This window comes from Pseudomonas sp. FP2338, from assembly GCF_030687515.1.
GTDB lineage: Bacteria > Pseudomonadota > Gammaproteobacteria > Pseudomonadales > Pseudomonadaceae > Aquipseudomonas > Aquipseudomonas salomonii.
On sequence record NZ_CP117436.1, the window covers coordinates 5778882 to 5803473 of the forward strand.

At 55.5% G+C, this 24592-nt stretch carries 18 protein-coding genes, 6 tRNA genes and 3 rRNA genes; 5 read left to right on the forward strand and 22 right to left on the reverse strand.

The genetic code is table 11. The features are described 5' to 3' along the window. Positions 1–61: 61 nt before the first annotated feature. The 20 genes from rpoB to tyrS all read right to left on the reverse strand — a co-directional run bounded on the left by rpoB (position 62) and on the right by tyrS (position 17639). Complete coding sequence (gene rpoB, locus PSH96_RS26230; protein ID WP_017135961.1) at positions 62–4135, reverse strand: DNA-directed RNA polymerase subunit beta; 4074 nt, start codon at positions 4133–4135, stop codon at positions 62–64. Positions 4136–4354: 219 nt separating this feature from the next. Then, a complete protein-coding gene (gene rplL / locus PSH96_RS26235; protein WP_010566858.1) occupies positions 4355–4720 on the reverse strand; it encodes a 50S ribosomal protein L7/L12 in 366 nt (121 codons plus the stop codon). Between the two features lie 78 nt (positions 4721–4798). Continuing rightward, entirely contained in the window at positions 4799–5299 is a 501-nt protein-coding gene (gene rplJ / locus PSH96_RS26240; RefSeq protein WP_056861893.1) for a 50S ribosomal protein L10, read from the reverse strand. A gap of 199 nt (positions 5300–5498) precedes the next feature. Then, complete coding sequence (gene rplA / locus PSH96_RS26245) at positions 5499–6194, reverse strand: 50S ribosomal protein L1 (protein ID WP_003232403.1); 696 nt, start codon at positions 6192–6194, stop codon at positions 5499–5501. Continuing rightward, a complete protein-coding gene (gene rplK, locus PSH96_RS26250) occupies positions 6194–6625 on the reverse strand; it encodes a 50S ribosomal protein L11 (RefSeq protein ID WP_003176435.1) in 432 nt (143 codons plus the stop codon). The genes rplA and rplK overlap by 1 nt, the downstream gene beginning before the upstream one ends. A gap of 117 nt (positions 6626–6742) precedes the next feature. After that, complete coding sequence (gene nusG, locus PSH96_RS26255) at positions 6743–7276, reverse strand: transcription termination/antitermination protein NusG (protein WP_003176436.1); 534 nt, start codon at positions 7274–7276, stop codon at positions 6743–6745. A 9-nt stretch (positions 7277–7285) separates the two neighbouring features. Continuing rightward, the gene (gene secE, locus PSH96_RS26260) at positions 7286–7654 is read right to left on the reverse strand and encodes a preprotein translocase subunit SecE (RefSeq protein WP_003232399.1); all 369 of its coding nucleotides are present in this window, start codon (positions 7652–7654) and stop codon (positions 7286–7288) included. 45 nt (positions 7655–7699) lie between these two features. Further along, positions 7700–7775, reverse strand: a tRNA-Trp gene (locus tag PSH96_RS26265). A gap of 161 nt (positions 7776–7936) precedes the next feature. Further along, a tRNA-Thr gene (locus PSH96_RS26270) sits at positions 7937–8012 on the reverse strand. Between the two features lie 26 nt (positions 8013–8038). After that, positions 8039–8112: transfer RNA gene (locus tag PSH96_RS26275), tRNA-Gly, on the reverse strand. Between the two features lie 24 nt (positions 8113–8136). Beyond that, positions 8137–8221: transfer RNA gene (locus PSH96_RS26280), tRNA-Tyr, on the reverse strand. 142 nt (positions 8222–8363) lie between these two features. Beyond that, positions 8364–8810, reverse strand: a complete 447-nt coding sequence (locus PSH96_RS26285) for a hypothetical protein (protein ID WP_305456074.1) — start codon at positions 8808–8810, stop codon at positions 8364–8366. Positions 8811–8817: 7 nt separating this feature from the next. After that, complete coding sequence (locus PSH96_RS26290; protein WP_058421345.1) at positions 8818–9567, reverse strand: pantothenate kinase; 750 nt, start codon at positions 9565–9567, stop codon at positions 8818–8820. After that, on the reverse strand, positions 9557–10516 hold the full coding sequence (birA, locus tag PSH96_RS26295; RefSeq protein ID WP_305456078.1) for a bifunctional biotin--[acetyl-CoA-carboxylase] ligase/biotin operon repressor BirA: 960 nt from the start codon (positions 10514–10516) through the stop codon (positions 9557–9559). Before birA ends, PSH96_RS26290 begins: the two co-directional genes overlap by 11 nt. Before the next feature lie 219 nt (positions 10517–10735). Beyond that, positions 10736–10851 (reverse strand): 5S ribosomal RNA (rrf, locus tag PSH96_RS26300). 151 nt (positions 10852–11002) lie between these two features. Then, positions 11003–13894, reverse strand: a 23S ribosomal RNA gene (locus PSH96_RS26305). 247 nt (positions 13895–14141) lie between these two features. Further along, a tRNA-Ala gene (locus PSH96_RS26310) sits at positions 14142–14217 on the reverse strand. Positions 14218–14247: 30 nt separating this feature from the next. Next, positions 14248–14324, reverse strand: a tRNA-Ile gene (locus PSH96_RS26315). 82 nt (positions 14325–14406) lie between these two features. Then, positions 14407–15943, reverse strand: a 16S ribosomal RNA gene (locus PSH96_RS26320). The 16S, 23S and 5S rRNA genes sit together here with 2 tRNA genes alongside, the layout of an rRNA operon. Before the next feature lie 496 nt (positions 15944–16439). Next, a complete protein-coding gene (gene tyrS / locus PSH96_RS26325) occupies positions 16440–17639 on the reverse strand; it encodes a tyrosine--tRNA ligase (RefSeq protein ID WP_305460175.1) in 1200 nt (399 codons plus the stop codon). Between the two features lie 209 nt (positions 17640–17848). On the opposite strand from tyrS, the gene PSH96_RS26330 reads away from it, so the two are divergent. Together PSH96_RS26330 and PSH96_RS26335 are read left to right on the forward strand one after the other, a co-directional pair. Then, the gene (locus PSH96_RS26330) at positions 17849–19261 is read left to right on the forward strand and encodes a peptidoglycan DD-metalloendopeptidase family protein (RefSeq protein WP_305456080.1); all 1413 of its coding nucleotides are present in this window, start codon (positions 17849–17851) and stop codon (positions 19259–19261) included. Between the two features lie 3 nt (positions 19262–19264). After that, entirely contained in the window at positions 19265–20356 is a 1092-nt protein-coding gene (locus PSH96_RS26335; protein WP_305456081.1) for an anhydro-N-acetylmuramic acid kinase, read from the forward strand. 77 nt (positions 20357–20433) lie between these two features. Here the strand turns inward: PSH96_RS26335 and erpA are convergent, their stop codons facing one another. Next, positions 20434–20784, reverse strand: coding sequence for an iron-sulfur cluster insertion protein ErpA (gene erpA, locus PSH96_RS26340; protein WP_003176443.1), 351 nt, complete (start codon positions 20782–20784; stop codon positions 20434–20436). Positions 20785–20949: 165 nt separating this feature from the next. Further along, positions 20950–21984 (reverse strand): N-acetyl-gamma-glutamyl-phosphate reductase, encoded by a 1035-nt coding sequence (argC, locus tag PSH96_RS26345; RefSeq protein ID WP_010206935.1) that lies wholly within the window; start codon positions 21982–21984, stop codon positions 20950–20952. Between the two features lie 136 nt (positions 21985–22120). Here argC and hemJ point away from each other — a divergent pair, with 136 nt between their 5' ends. From hemJ to PSH96_RS26360, 3 genes are all read left to right on the forward strand, one after another. Beyond that, positions 22121–22549, forward strand: a complete 429-nt coding sequence (hemJ, locus tag PSH96_RS26350; protein WP_017138091.1) for a protoporphyrinogen oxidase HemJ — start codon at positions 22121–22123, stop codon at positions 22547–22549. A gap of 24 nt (positions 22550–22573) precedes the next feature. Beyond that, positions 22574–23536, forward strand: coding sequence for a nitronate monooxygenase family protein (locus tag PSH96_RS26355; RefSeq protein WP_305456083.1), 963 nt, complete (start codon positions 22574–22576; stop codon positions 23534–23536). A 71-nt stretch (positions 23537–23607) separates the two neighbouring features. Continuing rightward, positions 23608–24573 carry a DUF805 domain-containing protein gene (locus PSH96_RS26360; protein ID WP_305456084.1) on the forward strand — a complete coding sequence of 322 codons (966 nt, stop codon included), beginning with the start codon at positions 23608–23610 and terminating at the stop codon, positions 24571–24573. Positions 24574–24592: the final 19 nt, after the last annotated feature.

Consider the following 24592-nt stretch of genomic DNA (forward strand, 5'->3'; position numbering starts at 1 on the left):
CTTTCCTCCTGGCGGAGCAGAGAGCGGGCTAAACAGCCCCGCTCTCGATTCGCGTCACGTGTTATTCGGTTTCCAGATCGATATCGATGCCGAGGGAACGAATTTCTTTGATCAACACGTTGAAAGACTCGGGCATGCCCGGCTCCATACGGTGATCGCCGTCCACGATGTTTTTGTACATCTTGGTCCGACCGTTCACATCGTCCGACTTCACTGTGAGCATTTCTTGCAGAGTGTATGCAGCACCGTATGCTTCCAGTGCCCAGACCTCCATCTCCCCGAAACGCTGACCACCGAACTGAGCCTTACCACCCAGCGGCTGCTGGGTAACCAGGCTGTACGAACCGGTAGAACGAGCGTGCATCTTGTCGTCTACCAAGTGGTTCAGCTTCAGCATGTACATGTAGCCAACAGTAACCGGGCGCTCAAACTTGTTGCCGGTACGGCCGTCGAACAGCTGCATCTGGCCGCTTTCCGGCAGGTCTGCCAGTTTCAGCATGGCCTTGATTTCGCTTTCCTTGGCACCGTCGAATACCGGGGTAGCCATTGGAACGCCGCCGCGCAGGTTCTTCGCCAGATCCAGGATTTCCTGGTCGGAGAAAGTGTCCAGCTCTTCGTTGCGACCGCCGATCTCGTTGTAGATCTCGTGCAGGAACTTGCGCAGGTCAGCAACCTTGCGCTGCTCTTCGATCATACGGTTGATCTTCTCGCCCAGACCTTTGGCCGCGAGGCCCAGGTGGGTTTCAAGGATCTGACCAACGTTCATACGCGAAGGTACGCCCAACGGGTTGAGGACGACGTCGACCGGGGTGCCATTGGCATCGTGCGGCATGTCTTCAACCGGCATGATCACGGAGACCACACCTTTGTTACCGTGACGACCGGCCATCTTGTCGCCCGGCTGGATGCGGCGACGGATTGCCAGGTAAACCTTGACGATTTTCAGCACGCCTGGAGCCAGGTCATCGCCCTGCTGCAGTTTGCGCTTCTTGTCTTCGAACTTGTCGTCCAGCAGACGGCGGCGATCAACGATATAGGCCTGAGCCTTCTCGAGCTGCTCGTTCAGAGCATCTTCAGCCATGCGCAGTTTGAACCACTGGCCATGCTCAAGACCGTCGAGTACTTCGTCGGTGATGTCCTGACCTTTCTTCAGACCTGCGCCGCCTTCAGCCTTGTGGCCTACCAGAGCGGAACGCAGACGTTCGAAGGTCGCGCCTTCAACGATACGGAACTCTTCGTTCAGGTCCTTGCGGATCTCGTCGAGTTGAGTCTTCTCGATGGACAGTGCACGAGCATCACGCTCAACGCCGTCACGGGTGAAGACCTGTACGTCGATGACAGTACCTTTGGTACCGGTAGGTACACGCAGGGAGGTATCTTTAACGTCGCTGGCTTTTTCACCGAAGATGGCACGCAGCAGCTTCTCTTCCGGAGTCAGTTGGGTCTCGCCTTTCGGAGTGACCTTACCTACCAGGATGTCGCCTGCGCCAACTTCAGCACCTACGTAAACGATACCGGCTTCGTCCAGCTTGTTCAGTGCAGCTTCACCCACGTTCGGGATGTCTGCAGTGATTTCCTCTGGCCCAAGCTTGGTATCACGTGCCACACAGGTCAGTTCCTGAATGTGGATCGTGGTGAAACGGTCTTCTTGAACAACACGCTCGGACAGGCAGATGGAGTCTTCGAAGTTGAAGCCGTTCCATGCCATGAACGCGATGCGCATGTTCTGACCCAGTGCCAGTTCACCCATGTCGGTGGACGGGCCGTCGGCCATGATGTCGCTACGCTGAACGCGATCACCCTTGCTCACCAGCGGACGCTGGTTGATGCAGGTGTTCTGGTTCGAGCGGGTGTATTTGGTCAGGTTGTAGATGTCGACACCGGCTTCGCCAGTTTCCACTTCATCATCGGCAACACGAACCACGATACGGCTGGCGTCAACGGAGTCGATCACGCCGCCACGACGAGCCACGACGCAAACGCCGGAGTCACGGGCTACGTTACGCTCCATGCCGGTACCTACCAGCGGCTTGTCAGCGCGCAGGGTTGGTACAGCTTGACGCTGCATGTTGGAACCCATCAACGCACGGTTGGCGTCATCGTGTTCCAGGAACGGGATCAGCGACGCTGCAACCGAAACTACCTGCTTCGGCGAAACGTCCATCAAGGTGACGTCTTCCGGCGCCTTGACGGTGAACTCGTTCAAGTGACGAACAGCTACCAGCTCGTCGATCAGGACTTTCTTGTCGTTCATCGTGGCCGAAGCCTGAGCGATCACGTGATCAGCTTCTTCGATGGCGGACAGGAATACGATCTCGTCGGTGACCAGAGCGTCTTTCACCACGCGGTACGGGCTCTCGAGGAAGCCGTACTGGTTGGTGCGCGCATAAGCGGCCAGGGAGTTGATCAGACCGATGTTCGGACCTTCCGGCGTTTCGATCGGGCAAACACGACCGTAGTGCGTCGGGTGAACGTCACGAACTTCAAAGCCTGCACGCTCACGGGTCAGACCGCCCGGGCCCAGTGCGGAAACACGGCGCTTGTGGGTGATCTCGGAGAGCGGGTTGTTCTGGTCCATGAACTGGGAAAGCTGGCTGGAACCGAAGAACTCTTTCACCGCCGCAGCCACTGGCTTGGCGTTGATCAGGTCTTGCGGCATCAGGCCTTCGCTTTCAGCCATCGACAGACGCTCTTTGACCGCACGCTCAACACGCACAAGGCCAACGCGGAACTGGTTTTCGGCCATTTCGCCTACGCAGCGAACACGACGGTTACCCAAGTGGTCGATGTCATCGACGATGCCTTTACCGTTACGGATGTCGACCAGAGTCTTCAGTACCGCGACGATGTCTTCCTTGCACAGCACGCCCGAACCTTCGATCTCGGTACGACCGATACGACGGTTGAACTTCATCCGGCCGACCGCAGACAGGTCATAACGCTCAGGGCTGAAGAACAGGTTGTTGAACAGGGTCTCGGCAGCGTCTTTGGTTGGTGGCTCACCAGGACGCATCATGCGATAGATCTCGACCAGCGCTTCCAATTGGTTGCTGGTGGAGTCGATCTTCAGTGTGTCGGAGATGAACGGACCGCAGTCGATGTCGTTGGTGTACAGGGTCTCGATGCGAACAACCTGGGCCTTGGCGATTTTTGCCAGGATCTCGGTGTTCAGCTCGGTGTTGCACTCAGCCAGGATTTCGCCTGTAGCCGGGTGAACGATAACCTTGGCGGTGGTGCGACCCAGGACGTAGTCCAGAGGCACTTCCAGCGACTTGATGCCGGCTTTTTCGATCTGGTTGATGTGGCGCGCAGTAATACGACGACCCGCTTCAACGATCACTTTGCCGTTTTCGTCCTGAATATCCAGAACGGCAATTTCACCACGCAGACGCGAAGCAATCAGCTCCAGGCTGAGGGTTTCATCCTTCAGGCTGAATACGTTGGTGGTGTAGAAAGCGTCCAGCACCTGCTCAGTGGTGTAACCGAGCGCGCGCAGCAGTACCGAGGCCGGCAGCTTGCGACGACGGTCGATACGCACGAACACGCAGTCTTTCGGGTCGAACTCGAAGTCCAACCACGAACCGCGGTACGGAATGATCCGCGCGGAGTACAGGAGTTTACCGGAGCTGTGCGTCTTGCCGCGGTCGTGGTCGAAGAACACGCCCGGGGAACGGTGCAGCTGGGAAACAATAACACGCTCGGTACCGTTGATTACGAAGGTACCGTTTTCAGTCATCAGTGGGATTTCGCCCATGTAGACTTCTTGCTCTTTGATGTCCTTGATCGCTTTGTTCGACGATTCTTTGTCGAAAATGATCAGACGGACTTTTACCCGCAAAGGTACGGCGTACGTAACGCCACGCAACACGCATTCTTTGACATCAAATGCCGGTTCGCCCAGGCGATAACCGACGTACTCCAGCGCAGCATTGCCGGAGTAGCTGATGATCGGGAAAACGGATTTGAAGGCCGCATGCAGGCCCACGTCGCGGAACTGATCTTTGGTCGCTCCCGCCTGCAAGAATTCACGATACGAATCCAGCTGGATAGCCAGAAGGTACGGGACATCCATGACGTCCGGCAACTTGCTAAAGTCCTTGCGGATACGTTTTTTCTCAGTATATGAGTAAGCCATCAGCGTTCCCCAGCTTGGTCACCTGCTTGTTTGGCCCCTCCGACGGGAGCAGCCAGAAAATCTTGCAAACCCCTTGGTTTGCACCACCGCTTCGGGTGGCTACAGCGCGTTAATGGCGGCGACCGAGTCGACAGCCAAGAACGGAAAAAGGCCGGTGGCAAGAGCCACCAGCCATCAGCCTTCAGCTTAACGCTTGGGCTGGAGACGCAAGGTCGATGCTTACTTCAGCTCGACTTTAGCGCCTGCTTCTTCCAGCACTGCTTTAGCTTTGTCAGCGGCGTCTTTCGACACTGCTTCCAGAACCTGGGCAGGAGCGCCGTCAACTACAGCCTTGGCTTCTTTCAGGCCCAGACCGGTCAGTTCACGAACTGCCTTGATCACGTTTACTTTCTTCTCGCCAGCTTCCAGCAGCATGACGTTGAATTCGGTTTGCTCTTCAGCAGCAACAGCAGCAACAGCTGGGCCAGCGGAAGCAGCGGCAGCGGAAACGCCGAATTTTTCTTCGAAAGCTTTGATCAGCTCAACAACCTGCAGAACCGACATTTCAGCTACGGCGTTGAGGATATCTTCTTGGGAGATAGACATTACTGTATTTCCTGAATTGGGGGACGGCCTACGCGGCCATCGAAATAAACAAAAATACGCGAAAGGAGGTGCTCAGCCTTAGGCTGCGGCAGCTTCTTTTTGCTCGCGAACTGCGGCCAGAGTACGAGCCAACTTGCTGGTAGCGCCTTGAATCACGCTCATCAGCTGAGAAATAGCTTCGTTACGGGTCGGCAGTGTTGCCAGTACGTCGATTTGGTTAGCTGCGAGGAACTTGCCCTCGAACGCAGCTGCCTTGATCTCGAACTTATCCTGACTCTTGGCGAATTCCTTGAACAAACGGGCAGCAGCACCCGGGTGATCTTTGGAGAACGCGATCAGAGTCGGGCCGGTGAACACGTCGTTGAGGACACTGTATTCAGTGTCAGCAACAGCGCGCTTGAGCAGGGTGTTACGTACAACACGTACGTATACGCCAGCTTCACGAGCCTCTTTACGGAGTCCGGTCATAGCGCTTACTGTCACACCACGGGCATCAGCCACGACAGCGGACAGAGCAGCTTTGGCAGCCTCGTTGACTTCAGCGACGATGGCCTTCTTGTCTTCGAGATTAATTGCCACGGGTTTAACTCCTGCTTGTTACCGTTTCATCTGGCCGAAGCCGGATGTCGTTTTGGTGTCTGATTCGGTAAGGAACCGGGAGCACCATCTGCGTAGGCTTGAGGTTTAAGGCTTGCGCCGCCTACGGTCTTGGATAGCCCCCGCCAGGCAGGGACCCCAATTTTTTCAATTGACGCGATCTCTCGCGCCAATGTGTTTCTTATACGTCCAGCGAGCCTTGGTCGATGACCAGACCTGGGCCCATAGTGGTGCTCAGGGTAACGCGCTTGACGTAGATACCTTTCGAAGAAGCTGGCTTGATACGCTTCAGATCAGCGATCAGGGCTTCAACGTTTTCCTTCAGCTTGACGGCATCGAAGCCGACTTTGCCAACGGAGGTGTGAATGATGCCGTTTTTGTCGGTGCGATAACGAACCTGACCAGCCTTGGCGTTTTTAACCGCGGTAGCTACGTCTGGGGTTACGGTGCCGACTTTAGGGTTAGGCATCAGACCACGTGGACCGAGGATCTGACCCAACTGACCTACAACGCGCATTGCATCCGGGGAAGCAATTACTACGTCGTAGTTCAGGTCGCCGCCTTTCATTTCGGCAGCCAGGTCGTCCATGCCAACGCGATCAGCGCCGGCGGCCAGAGCAGCTTCAGCTGCCGGGCCTTGGGTGAAGACAGCAACACGTACAGTCTTGCCAGTACCGTGTGGCAGCACAGTAGCGCTACGAACGACCTGGTCGGATTTACGTGGGTCAACGCCCAGGTTTACAGCAACGTCAACGGACTCGCTGAACTTGACAGTCGACAGCTCGGTCAGCAGGGCAGCGGCGTCTACAAAGTTGTAGGCCTTGCCTGCTTCGATTTTGCCGGCGATAGCCTTTTGGCGCTTGGTCAGCTTAGCCATTACACACCCTCCACGTTAAGGCCCATGCTACGAGCAGAACCGGCGATGGTACGCACGGCTGCATCCATATCAGCTGCAGTCAGATCCGCGTTTTTGGTTTTCGCGATTTCTTCCAGCTGAGCACGAGTTACGGTGCCAACCTTAACGGTGTTAGGACGAGCGGAACCGCTAGTCAGACCGGCAGCTTTCTTCAGCAGAACCGAAGCCGGGGTCGACTTGGTTTCAAAAGTGAAGCTACGGTCGCTGTATACAGTGATGATCACTGGAGTCGGCAGACCTGGCTCAAGACCCTGAGTACGGGCGTTGAAGGCCTTGCAGAATTCCATGATGTTCACGCCGTGCTGACCCAGAGCCGGGCCGACAGGTGGACTTGGGTTGGCCTGAGCGGCCTTCACTTGCAGCTTGATGTAAGCGGTAATCTTCTTGGCCATGAGGCACTCCAATTACGGGTTCAAACGCCTCGAAAGGCTCCCCGGTTACTTGCGCGTTTATCCCAGTGACGACAAAACCCCACAGCCTAAGGCTGCGGGGTTGGGATGCTTGCTCAGCTAGACCTTCTCGACCTGGCTGAACTCCAACTCTACCGGAGTAGAGCGACCGAAAATGAGCACTGCCACCTGGATCCGGCTCTTTTCGTAGTTAACTTCTTCGACGGTGCCGTTGAAATCAGCAAACGGACCATCTGTGACACGAACAACCTCACCCGGCTCGAACAACGTCTTCGGCTTAGGCTTGTCGCTACCGTCAGCAACACGACGCAGAATTGCTTCTGCCTCTTTGTCAGTGATCGGAGCAGGCTTATCAGCAGTACCGCCGATGAAACCCATGACACGAGGAGTGTCCTTGACCAAGTGCCAAGTACCTTCATTCATGTCCATCTGAACCAGCACGTAGCCAGGGAAGAACTTGCGTTCGCTTTTGCGCTTCTGGCCATTCCGCATTTCAACCACTTCTTCAGTGGGAACCAGAATTTCGCCGAAGCCATCTTCCATGCCTGCGAGCTTTACGCGCTCTAGCAAAGAGCGCATAACATGCTTCTCGTAACCCGAGTAAGCATGCACAACGTACCAACGCTTAGCCACGGGACACCCTTAGCCAACAATCAAGGAAACAAGCCAGCCGAGCAGGGAATCAAGCCCCCACAACAGCAACGCCATAACCAGAACAACAGCCACAACAATCAACGTGGTCTGCGTGGTTTCTTGGCGAGTCGGCCAAACGACTTTACGAATTTCGGTGCGAGCTTCCTTTACCAGGACCGCGAAAGACTTGCCTTTGGCTGTCTGCAGACCTACAAAGGCAGCTACAGCAGCAAGAGCGAGCAAAGCGAGTACGCGGTACAGGATCGGCGAAGCAGAGTAGTACTGATTGCCAACAACGCCTACGACCACCAATGCGACTACTACGAGCCACTTGACGAGATCGAAACGAGAGCTTTGAGCTTCAGCCTTAGGAGTCATCTATGAAGATCCTGTGAAAAGAAAGCCAGACACACCACGTGAATCTGGCAGGTCAGGAGGGAATCGAACCCCCAACCTACGGTTTTGGAGACCGTCGCTCTGCCAATTGAGCTACTGACCTAAAACAAAATCAGGCCGACCATTATGCAGGCCTGAAAAAGACTTTACAACAACCAACCCCACTAGACCTGAAATCACTTAGCCATAAAGCCAAATGCGACACCAACAAGCCGAGGCAGCTGTTAAAACAAAGGCAGATATTTTCATATCTGCCTTGTTATATGGAGCTCTTGAGCGGATTTGAACCGCTGACCTCACCCTTACCAAGGGTGTGCTCTACCAACTGAGCTACAAGAGCAAAACACATCGCACAACCTGCAAACTTGGAGCGGGTAGCGGGAATCGAACCCGCATCATCAGCTTGGAAGGCTGAGGTTCTACCACTAAACTATACCCGCGGAGCTTGCAGCTCACGCTAAAAATGGTGGAGGGGGAAGGATTCGAACCTTCGAAGTCGTAGACGTCAGATTTACAGTCTGATCCCTTTGGCCGCTCGGGAACCCCTCCTAAGCGAGCCGGCATTCTACATCACGCCGGCCTTCTGTCAAGCATTTTCTCATTAAAAATATGAGGTTAGCTGCGTTGACCTTCGCTTCACCTTGTAGACCGTAAAGGTCTTCACTGCGAAGCGGGCGCCATTCTATGCAAACTATTCGACAGTTGCAACGCCTTCGCACAACATTATTTTATGTTTTAACTCATTGAATTCCTTAGCAAGGTTTTCAAACGGCAGATCGTCAGCCAGCCTCCTGCTTTCAGGGGCCACACGCAGCCAATAACCGGAGGCGTCAGGCGTATTGAGGAGAAGCACTTTGACCTTTATATCCAGGCTTATGAGGCGCTGCTCGACCGACTGAGCCTGACGCTGATCAGCAAAGCCACCAATGTATAGGCAGGTATTTTGTGCGTCAGGCGCTCTTACTCGGTCGCGCCGAACCATGGGGTCAGAGGATTCACTCAATAGGCGAATATCCTGCTGAGAGCCCTTATAGAGGCTCAGAGGTGTTACATCTTTAGCGCGCAACGGGGCTTCCTGTTGATGCCAGATGTAATAGAAGGCATTGAGAACGAGTAAAAGCAAAAACAGCCAACGCATAAATACCTCAGGACAAAGGACACGCCATCGCCAGACCAACAAAAACCAGGTCAGGAACAAAACGAGCGTGAGGCACGGCATCAGAGACCAGGTCAGCATCCCCGCCAGTCAGAAAAACCGTGAAGTCATCCCCCCAATAGCTTCGAGCCAACTCAAGCTGGGTCAAAACAAACCCCCTGAGCATCAGCGTACAACCCCGCTCAACGGCTTCAACGGTCGTGCGACCTGGCGAGAGGCGCGCCAGGGCCTGCTCCGCCGCAATATCGTCGTAGCGGATCTTGCGCGTATGCGTTCGCAACTGGCTGCGCATAAGGGGCATTCCCGGGCAAATGAAACCGCCAAGGTGCTCACCATCGGCAGCAATAAAGTCCGCAGTGGCGGCGGTACCGAAATCAAGCACCAGGCAGGCACCTGATGCCAGCTTGAAACCACCGAGCATTGCCAACCAACGATCTAGCCCAAGACGCTCAAACTCTTCGTAACCATTACGTACACCCGCCATCTCTCTCGCCGAAGCGGCACAAGACACAACAACCCCAAATGCCCCCTGCAAAGCCTCAACCAGTTGCCCGGTCTCCTCAGCGGCCCGAACACTTACCAGGCGGCAACGCGTCAATGACAGCCCCGGGATTGCCTTCAGGCCCTCGATCAATTCAAGGTCCGAGCCGACAACACCCTCAGCGGACGCCCTGGCCATAGGCGAATCGAGCACACGCCACTTGATAAAGCTATTCCCACAGTCGAGCTCAAGAATCATCACGCAACCTCAGGCTTAGCTCACCGCCGCTGTATATTTTCTCGGCACCCTCGACACTCAGCCGAAGCGCGCCCTGGTGATCAACACCCAGCACCACACCATCAATCTGGTTAACACCCGCGATAAGAGATACGGCCTTACCCTGCCACAAATGATTTCGCTCCCACTCTTCCTGGAGCGCAGCAAAGCCCGAAGCCTTGTGTCGCTCCAGGTGACTTTGCAGTTGCAGCCCAAGCCGTGCGACCAAGTGATTACGGTCGACAGGGGAACCTGTCTCCAACTGCGCCGACGTCCACTGCTGATCGACCTCTGCGGCCTTCTGCATATTTACGTTGATCCCTACACCGAGGACAACGTGGCAAACATCAGCGGGATCTCCGACCAATTCCAGCAAGATGCCGGCAATTTTTTTCTGCCCAACCAGGACGTCGTTCGGCCATTTCAATGCAGCAGCCTGGACACCCAGCTCACGCAAGGCCTGCATAACCGCCAATCCCACGACAAGACTAAGCCCCTCCAATTGCCTTAACCCGCCATCAATGCGCAATACGAGGCTGTAATACAGGTTTTGAGCGAACGGACTGACCCACTTACGACCCCGCCTACCCCTTCCCGCTGTTTGCTGCTCCGCAAGCACCAGAAATGGCGCCGCGCAACCAGCGCCGACGAGGCGCAAGGCCTCGGCATTGGTGGAGTCTATGGAATCATAGATGTAAACAGGCCACGTCAAAGCTGGAGCATGCCCTTGAATTTCTTCAGCATTCAAGAACACCAATGGAGATGCCAGTTGATACCCCCTGCCACGAACTTTATGGATGGGCAGGTTCAATTCAGACTCCAGATGCTGGAGCTGCTTCCAAACAGCACTGCGGCTGACACCTAGGGCAGCACCCAGCGCCTCTCCGGAGTGGAATCGGCCATCTTTGAGAAGTGTTAACAACGTCAACATGCAAGCATCGCCTCACAATGAGGCACGCATGATAGCCATGCGCAAGGTCATTGCATAGAAAGGACGGGATTTAGCACTGGTGGTCGCACGAAAGCGTTCGCGGCAGCTCAGGCTGGGCGCGTTGCGATTAATGCTAAACATGAGCAAGCTTTGCCCACTATACGACCGCCCAAAACAAAACCCCTGATTGCGTTAGCAATCAGGGGTTTCGGAATTTAATCTTGACGATGACCTACTCTCACATGGGGAAACCCCACACTACCATCGGCGATGCATCGTTTCACTACTGAGTTCGGGATGGGATCAGGTGGTTCCAATGCTCTATGGTCGTCAAGAAATTCGGGTACTGAGTCGTAGCCAGATGGCTTCGCTTCAGCAAATTGGGTATGTGACAGCTTTCGGTGTTTTGTGAATGTCGAACTTTCGGTTCATCTCGTCTTCACACACCGCAATCTGGCCTTTCGACTCAAATTGCTTGGGTGTTATATGGTCAAGCCTCACGGGCAATTAGTATTGGTTAGCTCAACGCCTCACAGCGCTTACACACCCAACCTATCAACGTCGTAGTCTTCGACGGCCCTTCAGGGGACTCAAGGTCCCAGTGAGATCTCATCTTGAGGCTAGTTTCCCGCTTAGATGCTTTCAGCGGTTATCTATTCCGAACATAGCTACCCGGCAATGCCACTGGCGTGACAACCGGAACACCAGAGGTTCGTCCACTCCGGTCCTCTCGTACTAGGAGCAGCCCCTCTCAAATCTCAAACGTCCACGGCAGATAGGGACCGAACTGTCTCACGACGTTCTAAACCCAGCTCGCGTACCACTTTAAATGGCGAACAGCCATACCCTTGGGACCGGCTTCAGCCCCAGGATGTGATGAGCCGACATCGAGGTGCCAAACACCGCCGTCGATATGAACTCTTGGGCGGTATCAGCCTGTTATCCCCGGAGTACCTTTTATCCGTTGAGCGATGGCCCTTCCATACAGAACCACCGGATCACTAAGACCTACTTTCGTACCTGCTCGACGTGTCTGTCTCGCAGTCAAGCGCGCTTTTGCCTTTATACTCTACGACCGATTTCCGACCGGTCTGAGCGCACCTTCGTACTCCTCCGTTACTCTTTAGGAGGAGACCGCCCCAGTCAAACTACCCACCATACACTGTCCTCGATCCGGATAACGGACCTGAGTTAGAACCTCAAAGTTGCCAGGGTGGTATTTCAAGGTTGGCTCCACGCAGACTGGCGTCCACGCTTCAAAGCCTCCCACCTATCCTACACAAGCAAATTCAAAGTCCAGTGCAAAGCTATAGTAAAGGTTCACGGGGTCTTTCCGTCTAGCCGCGGATACACTGCATCTTCACAGCGATTTCAATTTCACTGAGTCTCGGGTGGAGACAGCGCCGCCATCGTTACGCCATTCGTGCAGGTCGGAACTTACCCGACAAGGAATTTCGCTACCTTAGGACCGTTATAGTTACGGCCGCCGTTTACCGGGGCTTCGATCAAGAGCTTCGCGTTAGCTAACCCCATCAATTAACCTTCCGGCACCGGGCAGGCGTCACACCCTATACGTCCACTTTCGTGTTTGCAGAGTGCTGTGTTTTTAATAAACAGTCGCAGCGGCCTGGTATCTTCGACCGGCATGAGCTTACGGAGCAAGTCCTTCACCCTCACCGGCGCACCTTCTCCCGAAGTTACGGTGCCATTTTGCCTAGTTCCTTCACCCGAGTTCTCTCAAGCGCCTTGGTATTCTCTACCCAACCACCTGTGTCGGTTTGGGGTACGGTTCCTGGTTACCTGAAGCTTAGAAGCTTTTCTTGGAAGCATGGCATCAACCACTTCGTTAACTAAAAGTTAACTCGTCATCAGCTCTCGGCCTTAAGATCCCGGATTTACCTAAGATCTCAGCCTACCACCTTAAACTTGGACAACCAACGCCAAGCTGGCCTAGCCTTCTCCGTCCCTCCATCGCAATAACCAGAAGTACAGGAATATTAACCTGTTTTCCATCGACTACGCTTTTCAGCCTCGCCTTAGGGACCGACTAACCCTGCGTCGATTAACGTTGCGCAGGAAACCTTGGTCTTTCGGCGTGGGTGTTTTTCACACCCATTGTCGTTACTCATGTCAGCATTCGCACTTCTGATACCTCCAGCAAGCTTCTCAACTCACCTTCACAGGCTTACAGAACGCTCCTCTACCGCATCACTTACGTGATACCCGTAGCTTCGGTGTATGGTTTGAGCCCCGTTACATCTTCCGCGCAGGCCGACTCGACTAGTGAGCTATTACGCTTTCTTTAAAGGGTGGCTGCTTCTAAGCCAACCTCCTAGCTGTCTAAGCCTTCCCACATCGTTTCCCACTTAACCATAACTTTGGGACCTTAGCTGACGGTCTGGGTTGTTTCCCTTTTCACGACGGACGTTAGCACCCGCCGTGTGTCTCCCATGCTCGGCACTTGTAGGTATTCGGAGTTTGCATCGGTTTGGTAAGTCGGGATGACCCCCTAGCCGAAACAGTGCTCTACCCCCTACAGTGATACATGAGGCGCTACCTAAATAGCTTTCGAGGAGAACCAGCTATCTCCGAGCTTGATTAGCCTTTCACTCCGATCCACAGGTCATCCGCTAACTTTTCAACGGTAGTCGGTTCGGTCCTCCAGTTAGTGTTACCCAACCTTCAACCTGCCCATGGATAGATCGCCCGGTTTCGGGTCTATTCCCAGCGACTAGACGCCCTATTAAGACTCGCTTTCGCTACGCCTCCCCTATTCGGTTAAGCTCGCCACTGAAAATAAGTCGCTGACCCATTATACAAAAGGTACGCAGTCACCCAACAAAGTGGGCTCCCACTGCTTGTACGCATACGGTTTCAGGATCTATTTCACTCCCCTCTCCGGGGTTCTTTTCGCCTTTCCCTCACGGTACTAGTTCACTATCGGTCAGTCAGTAGTATTTAGCCTTGGAGGATGGTCCCCCCATATTCAGACAAAGTTTCTCGTGCTCCGTCCTACTCGATTTCATGACTAAGAGATTTTCGCGTACAGGGCTATCACCCACTATGGCCGCACTTTCCAGAGCGTTCCGCTAATCTCAAAGCCACTTAAGGGCTAGTCCCCGTTCGCTCGCCACTACTAAGGGAATCTCGGTTGATTTCTTTTCCTCAGGGTACTTAGATGTTTCAGTTCCCCTGGTTCGCCTCTTACGCCTATGTATTCAGCGTAAGATAACCATCTTATGATGGCTGGGTTCCCCCATTCAGACATCTCCGGATCAAAGTCTGTTTGCCGACTCCCCGAAGCTTTTCGCAGGCTACCACGTCTTTCATCGCCTCTGACTGCCAAGGCATCCACCGTATGCGCTTCTTCACTTGACCATATAACCCCAAGCAATCTGGTTATACTGTGAAGACAACATTCGCCGAAAATTCGAATTTCTCAATTAAGAGAACTCACAAATTTTACCTTAGCCTGATCCGTTACCAGTGAAAGTAACGTTCAGTCTATCTTTCTATCACATACCCAAATTTTTAAAGAACGATCTAATCAAAGACTAGAAATCAACATTCATCATCAACCTGATGGAATGCTCATTTCTAAGCTTTCATAACGTAGAAGCAGTAGTGGTGGAGCCAAACGGGATCGAACCGTTGACCTCCTGCGTGCAAGGCAGGCGCTCTCCCAGCTGAGCTATGGCCCCGTATTTCTACAGGCGTTTCCCACACAAAATTGGTGGGTCTGGGCAGATTCGAACTGCCGACCTCACCCTTATCAGGGGTGCGCTCTAACCAACTGAGCTACAGACCCAATTTCGGGCTGCTTCTTATCGTCTTCTTCAATGAATCAAGCAATTCGTGTGGGAACTTATGGAGCAGCTGATGTCGTCGATTAAGGAGGTGATCCAGCCGCAGGTTCCCCTACGGCTACCTTGTTACGACTTCACCCCAGTCATGAATCACACCGTGGTAACCGTCCTCCCGAAGGTTAGACTAGCTACTTCTGGTGCAACCCACTCCCATGGTGTGACGGGCGGTGTGTACAAGGCCCGGGAACGTATTCACCGCGACATTCTGATTCGCGATTACTAGCGATTCCGACTTCACGCAGTCGAGTTGCAGACTGCGATCCGGACTACGATCGGTTTTGTGGGATTAGCTCCACCTCGCGGCTTGGCAACCCTCTGTACCGACCATTGTAGCACGTGTGTAGCCCAGGCCGTAAGGGCCATGATGACTTGACGTCATCCCCACCTTCCTCCGGTTTGTCACCGGCAGTCTCCTTAGAGTGCCCACCATTATGTGCTGGTAACTAAGGACAAGGGTTGCGCTCGTTACGGGACTTAACCCAACATCTCACGACACGAGCTGACGACAGCCATGCAGCACCTGTCTCAATGCTCCCGAAGGCACCAATCTATCTCTAGAAAGTTCATTGGATGTCAAGGCCTGGTAAGGTTCTTCGCGTTGCTTCGAATTAAACCACATGCTCCACCGCTTGTGCGGGCCCCCGTCAATTCATTTGAGTTTTAACCTTGCGGCCGTACTCCCCAGGCGGTCAACTTAATGCGTTAGCTGCGCCACTAAAAGCTCAAGGCTTCCAACGGCTAGTTGACATCGTTTACGGCGTGGACTACCAGGGTATCTAATCCTGTTTGCTCCCCACGCTTTCGCACCTCAGTGTCAGTATTAGTCCAGGTGGTCGCCTTCGCCACTGGTGTTCCTTCCTATATCTACGCATTTCACCGCTACACAGGAAATTCCACCACCCTCTACCATACTCTAGTCAGTCAGTTTTGAATGCAGTTCCCAGGTTGAGCCCGGGGATTTCACATCCAACTTAACAAACCACCTACGCGCGCTTTACGCCCAGTAATTCCGATTAACGCTTGCACCCTCTGTATTACCGCGGCTGCTGGCACAGAGTTAGCCGGTGCTTATTCTGTCGGTAACGTCAAAACACTAACGTATTAGGTTAATGCCCTTCCTCCCAACTTAAAGTGCTTTACAATCCGAAGACCTTCTTCACACACGCGGCATGGCTGGATCAGGCTTTCGCCCATTGTCCAATATTCCCCACTGCTGCCTCCCGTAGGAGTCTGGACCGTGTCTCAGTTCCAGTGTGACTGATCATCCTCTCAGACCAGTTACGGATCGTCGCCTTGGTGAGCCATTACCTCACCAACTAGCTAATCCGACCTAGGCTCATCTGATAGCGCAAGGCCCGAAGGTCCCCTGCTTTCTCCCGTAGGACGTATGCGGTATTAGCGTCCGTTTCCGAACGTTATCCCCCACTACCAGGCAGATTCCTAGGCTTTACTCACCCGTCCGCCGCTCTCAAGAGAAGCAAGCTTCTCTCTACCGCTCGACTTGCATGTGTTAGGCCTGCCGCCAGCGTTCAATCTGAGCCATGATCAAACTCTTCAGTTCAAACATCTTTGGGTTTTTAAGAAACCCTAAACTTGGCTCAGCAATCGTTGGTTACATCTTTGATTTCTCGCGGAGTAACTTGTGATGCTGATAATCTTGTTGACTATCAGTCTGACTCCACAAGCACCCACACGAATTGCTTGATTCAGTTGTTAAAGAGCGGTTGGTTAAGATCTTTCGTCTCAACCGAGGCGCGCATTCTACAGCAGCCTCATTTGCTGTCAAGTGGTTATTTTCAGAAGTTTTCGAAGAATTCTTCAACAACTTCAACCACTTGCGCTTACGATCTCTCGTTAGCGGGAGGCGAATTCTACAGCGTTACACGCTGCTGTCAACACCTCTTTTTCAACTTCCTTTTGGCTTCGATGAACTGAAGCAACCTACTGCCGAAAACTTCATAACTCTTTGTTTATCAAGGAGTTTTCCGTTTCGACTGCGCCGGAAGTGGGGCGAATTATAGACAGATATAAAACGCCGTCAACACCTCATTTCAGTTTTATTCGGCTTTGAGCGTAATACGCGCAAATGCCTTCTTCCCAGCCTGGCAAACGTGGGTAGCGCCCAGCTCATATATAAAGGTGCGATCGACAACCTCACCATCTATACGCACGCCACCAGAACCCAACAGGTCGCGCGCGACCGCGGAGTTCTTAACCAGGCCCGCCTTATTAAGTACAGCGGCAATCGGCATCGCTTCAGCCGCGGTCAATTCGATCTCTGGCAGATCATCCGGCAGCTCGCCACCCTTCATGCGGTTACCGGCCGCACGGTGAGCACTGGCCGCAGCCTCTTCACCATGGAAGCGCGCAACGATCTCTTCCGCCAACTTGATCTTCACATCACGAGGATTCGCACCCGCCTCGACTTCAGCGCGCAGTGCGTTGATCTCATCCATCGAGCGGAAGCTCAACAGCTCGAAATAACGCCACATCAACGCATCTGGAATCGATACCAGCTTGCCGTACATCACACCCGGCGCTTCCTGGATACCAACGTAGTTACCCAGGGACTTGGACATCTTCTTGACGCCATCCAACCCTTCCAGCAACGGCATGGTCAAAATGCACTGAGCTTCTTGCCCATACGCACGCTGGAGCTCACGCCCCATCAGCAGGTTGAACTTCTGGTCAGTGCCGCCCAGCTCAACGTCCGCGCGCAATGCCACCGAGTCATAGCCCTGCACCAGCGGGTAGAGGAACTCATGAATCGCGATTGGCTGATTGGTGGAGTAGCGCTTGTCGAAGTCATCACGCTCAAGCATGCGCGCCACGGTGTACTGGGAAGTCAGGCGAATAAAGTCGGCCGGCCCCATCTGATCCATCCAGGTGGAGTTGAACGCCACCTCGGTCTTGGCCGGATCGAGAATCTTGAACACCTGGGTCTTGTAGGTCTCGGCATTATCGAGCACCTGCTCACGGGTCAGCGGCGGGCGCGTTGCGCTCTTGCCGCTCGGATCACCGATCATCCCGGTGAAGTCACCTATAAGGAAGATGACCTGATGCCCCAGCTCCTGGAACTGACGCAGCTTATTAATAAGCACGGTATGACCCAGGTGAAGATCCGGCGCGGTTGGATCGAAGCCAGCCTTAATACGCAGGGGTTGGCCACGCTTGAGCTTTTCGACCAGCTCAGCCTCGACCAACAGTTCTTCCGCACCACGTTTTATCAGCGCTAGCTGCTCTTCAACCGACTTCATAACAGACCCGCAAGGCTCAGATTCAAAAGGGAACCAACCATACAAGATCAGGGACTAATTACAAGTTTTGTCCCGCGCACGGACACCGTTCAGCAAGCCCAGCGTTCGCGAGCTTGCGCCACAGATGATTTGGTTATATTTTATACAGTTATTTCATCTTCATCATGTCATTCATCTTTTCCATTTCATCTTCAAAGTCAAAATTACTTATGACCACAGAACCGTCTAAAGCGCCGCCGCTTTACCCGAAGACCCACCTGCTCGCCGCAAGTGGTATCGCCGCCCTTCTCAGCCTGGCACTCCTGGTATTCCCTTCCAGTGACGTAGAAGCCAAACGAACATCCCTGAGCCTTGACCTGGAAAGTCCAGTTGAACAACTGACACAAGATCAAGACGCTTCCGACGCGCAACAAGCCACAAACGCACCGACAGAATCTCCATTCGCACAGATAGAAAGCACCCCGGAAGACACCCAACAGGCCACTCAAGAACCGCCTGCACCAGTTGCAACCAAGAACGCGCTGCACCGCGAAGTGATCGTCGCCAAGGGCGATACGCTTTCAACGCTGTTCGAAAAGGTCGGCCTGCCCGCTGCTACCGTTAATGAGCTGCTGGCCAGCGATAAACAAGCCAAGCAATTCACTCAGCTCAAGCACGGCCAGAAGCTTGAGTTCGAATTGGCTGCCGACGGCCAGCTGAAAAACCTGCACAGCAATGTCAACGACCTCGAAAGCATTAGCCTGAGCAAAGGCGCCAAAGGCTTTGCGTTCAACCGCATCACTACCAAACCGGTGACGCGCTCCGCCTACGTACATGGCGTCATCAACAGCTCGCTGTCACAGTCGGCCGCCCGCGCCGGCTTGTCCCACAGCATGACCATGGACATGGCCAGCGTGTTTGGCTACGACATCGACTTCGCCCAGGACATCCGTCAGGGTGACGAATTCGACGTGATCTATGAGCAGAGAGTGGCCAACGGCAAAGTCGTCGGCACCGGCGCGATTCTATCGGCGCGGTTTACCAACCGCGGCAAAACCTACACCGCAGTGCGCTACACCAACAAACAAGGCAACACCAGCTACTACACCGCCGATGGCAACAGCATGCGCAAAGCCTTCATCCGTACGCCGGTGGACTTTGCCCGCATCAGTTCGCGCTTCTCCATGGGCCGAAAGCATCCGATCCTCAACAAGATCCGCGCCCACAAAGGCGTCGACTATGCTGCCCCACGTGGTACGCCCATCAAGGCTGCCGGTGACGGCAAGGTGTTGCTGGCAGGCCGCCGCGGCGGTTACGGCAATACCGTGATCATCCAGCACGGCAATACCTACCGCACCCTGTACGGCCACATGCAAGGGTTCGCCAAAGGCGTGTCGACCGGCAGCAACGTGAAGCAGGGCCAGGTCATCGGCTATATCGGCACCACAGGCCTGTCTACCGGCCCGCATTTGCACTATGAGTTCCAGGTGAACGGCGTCCACGTCGACCCTCTGGGTCAGAAGCTGCCGATGGCCGACCCAATCGCCAAGGCCGAGCGCGCGCGCTTCCTGCAACAGAGCCAGCCATTGATGGCACGCATGGACCAGGAGCGCTCCACCCTGCTGGCCTCGGCGAAGCGCTAAGGTATGGCGCTCTATATTGGTGTGATGTCCGGGACCAGCCTCGATGGCCTGGATATCGCCCTGATCGAACAAGACCCGGCGATCAAATTGATCGCCACGCACTACATTCCCATGCCGGACGATCTGCGCACCGAGCTGCTAAGCCTGTGCGCCAGCGGCCCGGATGAGATCGCCCGTTCGGCGCTCGCCCAGCAACACTGGGTGACACTGGCGGCCAAAGGCATCCATGCCTTACTGGAACAACAAGCCCTCAAGCCCCAGGACATACGTGCGATCGGCAGCCACGGCCAGACGATCCGCCATGAACCTGCTCGAGGCTTTACCGTACAAATCGGCAACCCTGCCCTGCTCACCGAGCTGACGGGCATTACCGTCGTCAGTGATTTCCGCAGCCGCGATGTGGCCGCCGGCGGTCAAGGCGCGCCCTTGGTGCCTGCCTTTCACGAAGCCTTGTTCGGCGAACGTACCGGCAACCGCGCCGTGCTGAATGTCGGCGGCTTCAGCAACCTCAGCTTGATCGAGACCAACAAGCCCGTAGCCGGCTTCGACTGCGGCCCGGGCAACGTGTTGCTGGATGCGTGGATACACAATCAGCGCGGCGAGCACTTTGATCGCGATGGCCAATGGGCGGCCGCTGGCCAGGTCGAGCCTGCACTACTCAACGCTCTGCTCAGCGACCCGTTCTTCCTGACCAAAGGCCCGAAAAGCACTGGCCGCGAAGTCTTCAACCTGGGATGGCTGCAACACCACCTGGCCAGATTGCCAGCGTTCCAGCCAGAGGACGTGCAAGCGACTCTGCTTGAACTGACCGCACAGACCATCGTCGAGTCCCTGCAAGCGGCACAAACCGACACCGAAACCCTGCTGGTCTGTGGCGGCGGCGCGCATAACGCCACGTTGATGAAGCGCCTGGCAGCGTTGTTGCCGTCCACCCAGGTCAGCAGCACCGCCACTTACGGCGTGGACCCCGATTGGGTTGAAGCCATGGCCTTCGCCTGGCTGGCCCATTGCTGCCTGGCGGGCATCACCGCCAACCGCCCAAGTGTCACTGGCGCACGCGGGCTTCGGGTATTAGGCGCAATCTACCCAGCGTAAACCTGCAGACAGCAAAACGCCGCTTGGCCTATCAAAGCCAAGCGGCGTTTTTTATTTGCTGAAGATCAGGCTGCTGATCAGATCGAGAACGAAGACCCGCAACCACAGGTCGTGGTGGCATTCGGGTTCTTGATCACGAAACGCGAGCCTTCCAGACCTTCCTGGTAATCCACCTCGGCCCCTGCCAGGTATTGGAAGCTCATCGGGTCCACGACCAGGCTGACGCCCTCGCGTTCAACGATGGTGTCATCGTCGGCCACATCTTCATCGAAGGTAAAACCGTACTGAAACCCTGAACAACCGCCGCCCGTAACGAATACGCGCAGCTTCAAGCGATCATTACCCTCTTCATCGACCAGGCTCTTCACCTTGTGCGCAGCACCGTGGGTGAATTGCAAAGCCGTGGGGGTGAAGGATTCAACGCTCATGCTGATAATCTCCCGGCGTAGCGCCGCCATATGCGTAATGGCGGGCATTATCCGCTTCTCCTAGAAAAGCGGTCAACTATTGTTACGGTATATCAATCTGCGCTGGCGCCATTAAAAACACAAAAGGCCCGATCAACGGGCCTTTTGCTTAACCGCCAAACAGCCTTAAGGCAGCATGCCCGCATGGGACAGGCCCAGCTTCTCATCCAGGCCAAACAGAATGTTCATGTTCTGCACGGCCTGGCCCGACGCGCCCTTGACCAGGTTATCGATCACCGACAACACCACCACCAAATCACCATCCTGTGGGCGGTGCACGGCAATGCGGCATACGTTGGCACCGCGCACGCTACGGGTTTCCGGGTGGCTGCCGGCCGGCATCACGTCGACGAACGGTTCATTGGCATAACGTTTTTCGAACAGCGCCTGCAGGTCTACCGAACGGTCGACAACAGTGGCGTAGAGCGTGGAGTGAATGCCACGAATCATCGGTGTCAGGTGCGGCACGAAGGTCAGGCCTACGTCTTTACCGGCGGCACGACGCAGCCCCTGGCGAATTTCCGGCAAGTGACGATGCCCTTTAACCGCGTAGGCCTTCATGCTTTCCGACGTCTCGGAGTACAGCGAACCTACAGCTGCACCACGGCCAGCGCCACTCACGCCCGACTTGCAGTCGGCGATCAAGCGCGAAGCGTCGGCCAGACCTGCTTCCAGCAGTGGCAGGAAACCCAGCTGCGTTGCGGTCGGATAGCAACCTGGCACAGCAATCAGACGTGCCTGCTTGATCTGCTCACGATTGACTTCCGGCAGACCGTACACCGCCTCTTCCAGCAACTCAGGCGCGCCGTGTGGCTGGCCGTACCACTTGGCCCACTCATCGGCGTCCTGCAAGCGGAAGTCGGCCGACAGGTCGATGACCTTGGTACCCGCCGCCAGCAATTCGCCAGCCAGCGCATGCGCAACCCCGTGAGGCGTGGCGAAGAACACCACATCGCACGCACCCAGGGTCTTGATGTCCGGCACGCTGAACGCCAGGCCGTCATAGTGCCCTCGCAGGTTCGGGTACATGTCGGCCACGGCCAGCCCAGCCTCGGATCGAGAAGTGATAACCACCACCTCAGCTTGCGGATGCTGAGCCAACAGACGCAGCAATTCGACACCGGTGTAACCCGTGCCGCCGACGATACCGACCTTGACCATAAACCTGCCCTCAACGAACCCACTGGAAAGCCGTCGATAATAGGGGCCGTATCGTCCTGCGACAACCGTCAACGTGACGTACAGGCGCATGAGCCACTACTATCTTCAGTTACCGTGAACCTGGGAATAACTAGAAATGCTCTATCTATGGATCAAAGCCTTCCATATCGTCAGTATCGTCTGCTGGTTTGCCGGGCTGTTTTACCTGCCACGCCTGTTCGTCTACCACGCGCAAAGTGAGGACACCGTCAGCAAAGAACGCTTCAGCGTCATGGAGCGCAAGCTGTACCGCGGCATCATGGGGCCAGCAATGATCGCTACCCTGATATTCGGCGGCTGGCTGATCTACCTCAACCCGGCCATTTTTCAATCCGGTGCCTGGATCCACGCCAAACTCACCCTGGTGGTGCTGCTGATCGGCTACCACCATATGTGCGGCGCCCAGGTAAAACGCTTCGCCCGTGGCGAAAACACCCGCAGCCATGTCTTTTATCGCTGGTTCAATGAAGTGCCGGTTCTGATATTGCTGGCTATCGTAATTTTGGTCGTGGTCAAACCGTTCTAATTTCAATTACTCGGGGAACCTCCAATGTCACTGCCCGCTTCGCTCGAACAACGTCTGCGACTACCCGTGGTAGCTGCGCCGATGTTTCTGATTTCCAACCCGCAGTTGGTCCTGGCGTGTTGTCGCAATGGCGTGGTGGGGAGTTTCCCGGCACTCAACCAGCGCGAAAGCAGTGGTTTCAAGGCCTGGCTGGAGGAAATCGAAGCGGGCCTGGCGCAGCTGGACAACCCCGCGCCTTATGCCGTCAACCTGATCGTGCATAACAGCAACCCAAGGCTTGAGGCCGACCTGGCGATCTGCGTCGAGCACAAGGTGCCGATCGTCATTACCAGCCTGGGCGCGGTCAAGGAGCTGGTGGATGCGGTCCACAGCTACGGTGGCCTGGTGTTTCACGACGTCACCACCCGCCGGCATGCCGAGAAAGCCGCAGAGGCCGGTGTTGACGGCCTGATCGCCGTGGCAGCGGGCGCCGGAGGCCACGCCGGCACCTGGAGCCCGTTCGCGCTGATCGCCGAGATTCGCCAATTCTTTGATAAAACCCTGCTGCTGGCCGGCTGCCTCAACCATGGGCATGAGATACTCGCCGCCCAACTGCTGGGCGCAGACCTGGCGTATTTCGGCACGCGCTTTATCGGCACCACCGAAAGCCACGCCCCGCAACCCTATAAAGAGATGCTGCTCACATCGCGCGCCGCCGACATCGTGCACACTGCTGCGGTGTCCGGCGTACCCGCAAGCTTCATGCGCCAGAGCCTGGAAAACGCCGGTTTCGATCTCGCCGCCCTGCAGGGCAAAGGCGAAATCAACTTCGGTTCCAAGCTCAAGCCGTTGAGCGATGAGGCCAAGGCCTGGAAAACCGTATGGTCAGCCGGCCAAGGTGTAGGCCAGATTGGTGATTTACCCAGCGTCGATGAACTGATTGCCCGCCTGGATGCCGAATACCGCAAGGCACGCGAGCAGGCAGCGCAACTACGCTGGCCACGTTGAACTGAACAGCAGGCCTGCCCACGTGTGCAGGCCTGCAAACCCTTCCCTGAACAAGTGACAAGGATGCCCGCATGAGCGACAGCCGTTTCAAGATTGTGTTTGACGGAGCCCTGCTCCCGGGTGTCGAAAGCACCACCGCCAAGCTGAACCTCGCCGAGCTGTTCAAAAGCGATGTGGCAGCCATCGAAAAGCTTTTCACCGGCCGCCCGGTCGCGCTCAAGCGCGACCTTTCCCGCGCCGATGCCGAAACCTACCTTACTGCGCTGAAAAACGCCGGCGTCGATGCCCGTATCGAACCCGAGCAGCCGGTAACCTTCAACCTGGCCGAAGCTCACGAAACCGACGCCAGCGCTGCAGACTTCTCGCGCCCTGCGGCTTCGCCCTATGCACCACCGCGTGCTGCCGTGGGTGAGTACACCGAGGAATTCTCAACCCTTAAAGTGTTCACCATACACGGGCGCATCGGCCGCTTGCGTTATCTGGCCTGGACGCTGGTATTGACCCTGGCGCTGTTAGTGGCCGGTGGCATCATCAGTACCGCGAGCTTCGCCGTGGCAACCGCCTCGCCGACTGCCGGCACAATCCTCGGGGTGCTGCTGGGCTTGGCCTTGTTTGTTGCACTGGTGTGGGTGAGCGTGCAAATCGGTGTGCAACGCCTGCACGATCTGGGCTGGTCCGGCTGGCTGTACCTCCTCAACCTTGTGCCATTGGTCAACAGCGTCTTCCCGATCCTGCTGCTGGTGCTGCCGGGCAACGCAGGCGCCAACCAATATGGCCCGCCGCCGCCGCGCAACTCCACAGCAGTCAAGGTGTTGGCGACCCTGTGGCTGGCGTTTATCCCGGTGATGCTCGCCATTGTGGTGACGCTGGGCATGAACGGCTACCTGAACCAACTCGAAGCGAATATGGACAGCAGCTACGAAAGCAGCTCCATCACCGCCGATGACGCCACCGATCAAAGCGTCACCGTAGATGAAGAAGAAAGCGTGCAAAGTGCTGAGGACGCAGCCGAACCTGTAGACTCTCCAGAACAGTGAAGAAACGCCCCGCCGCCTG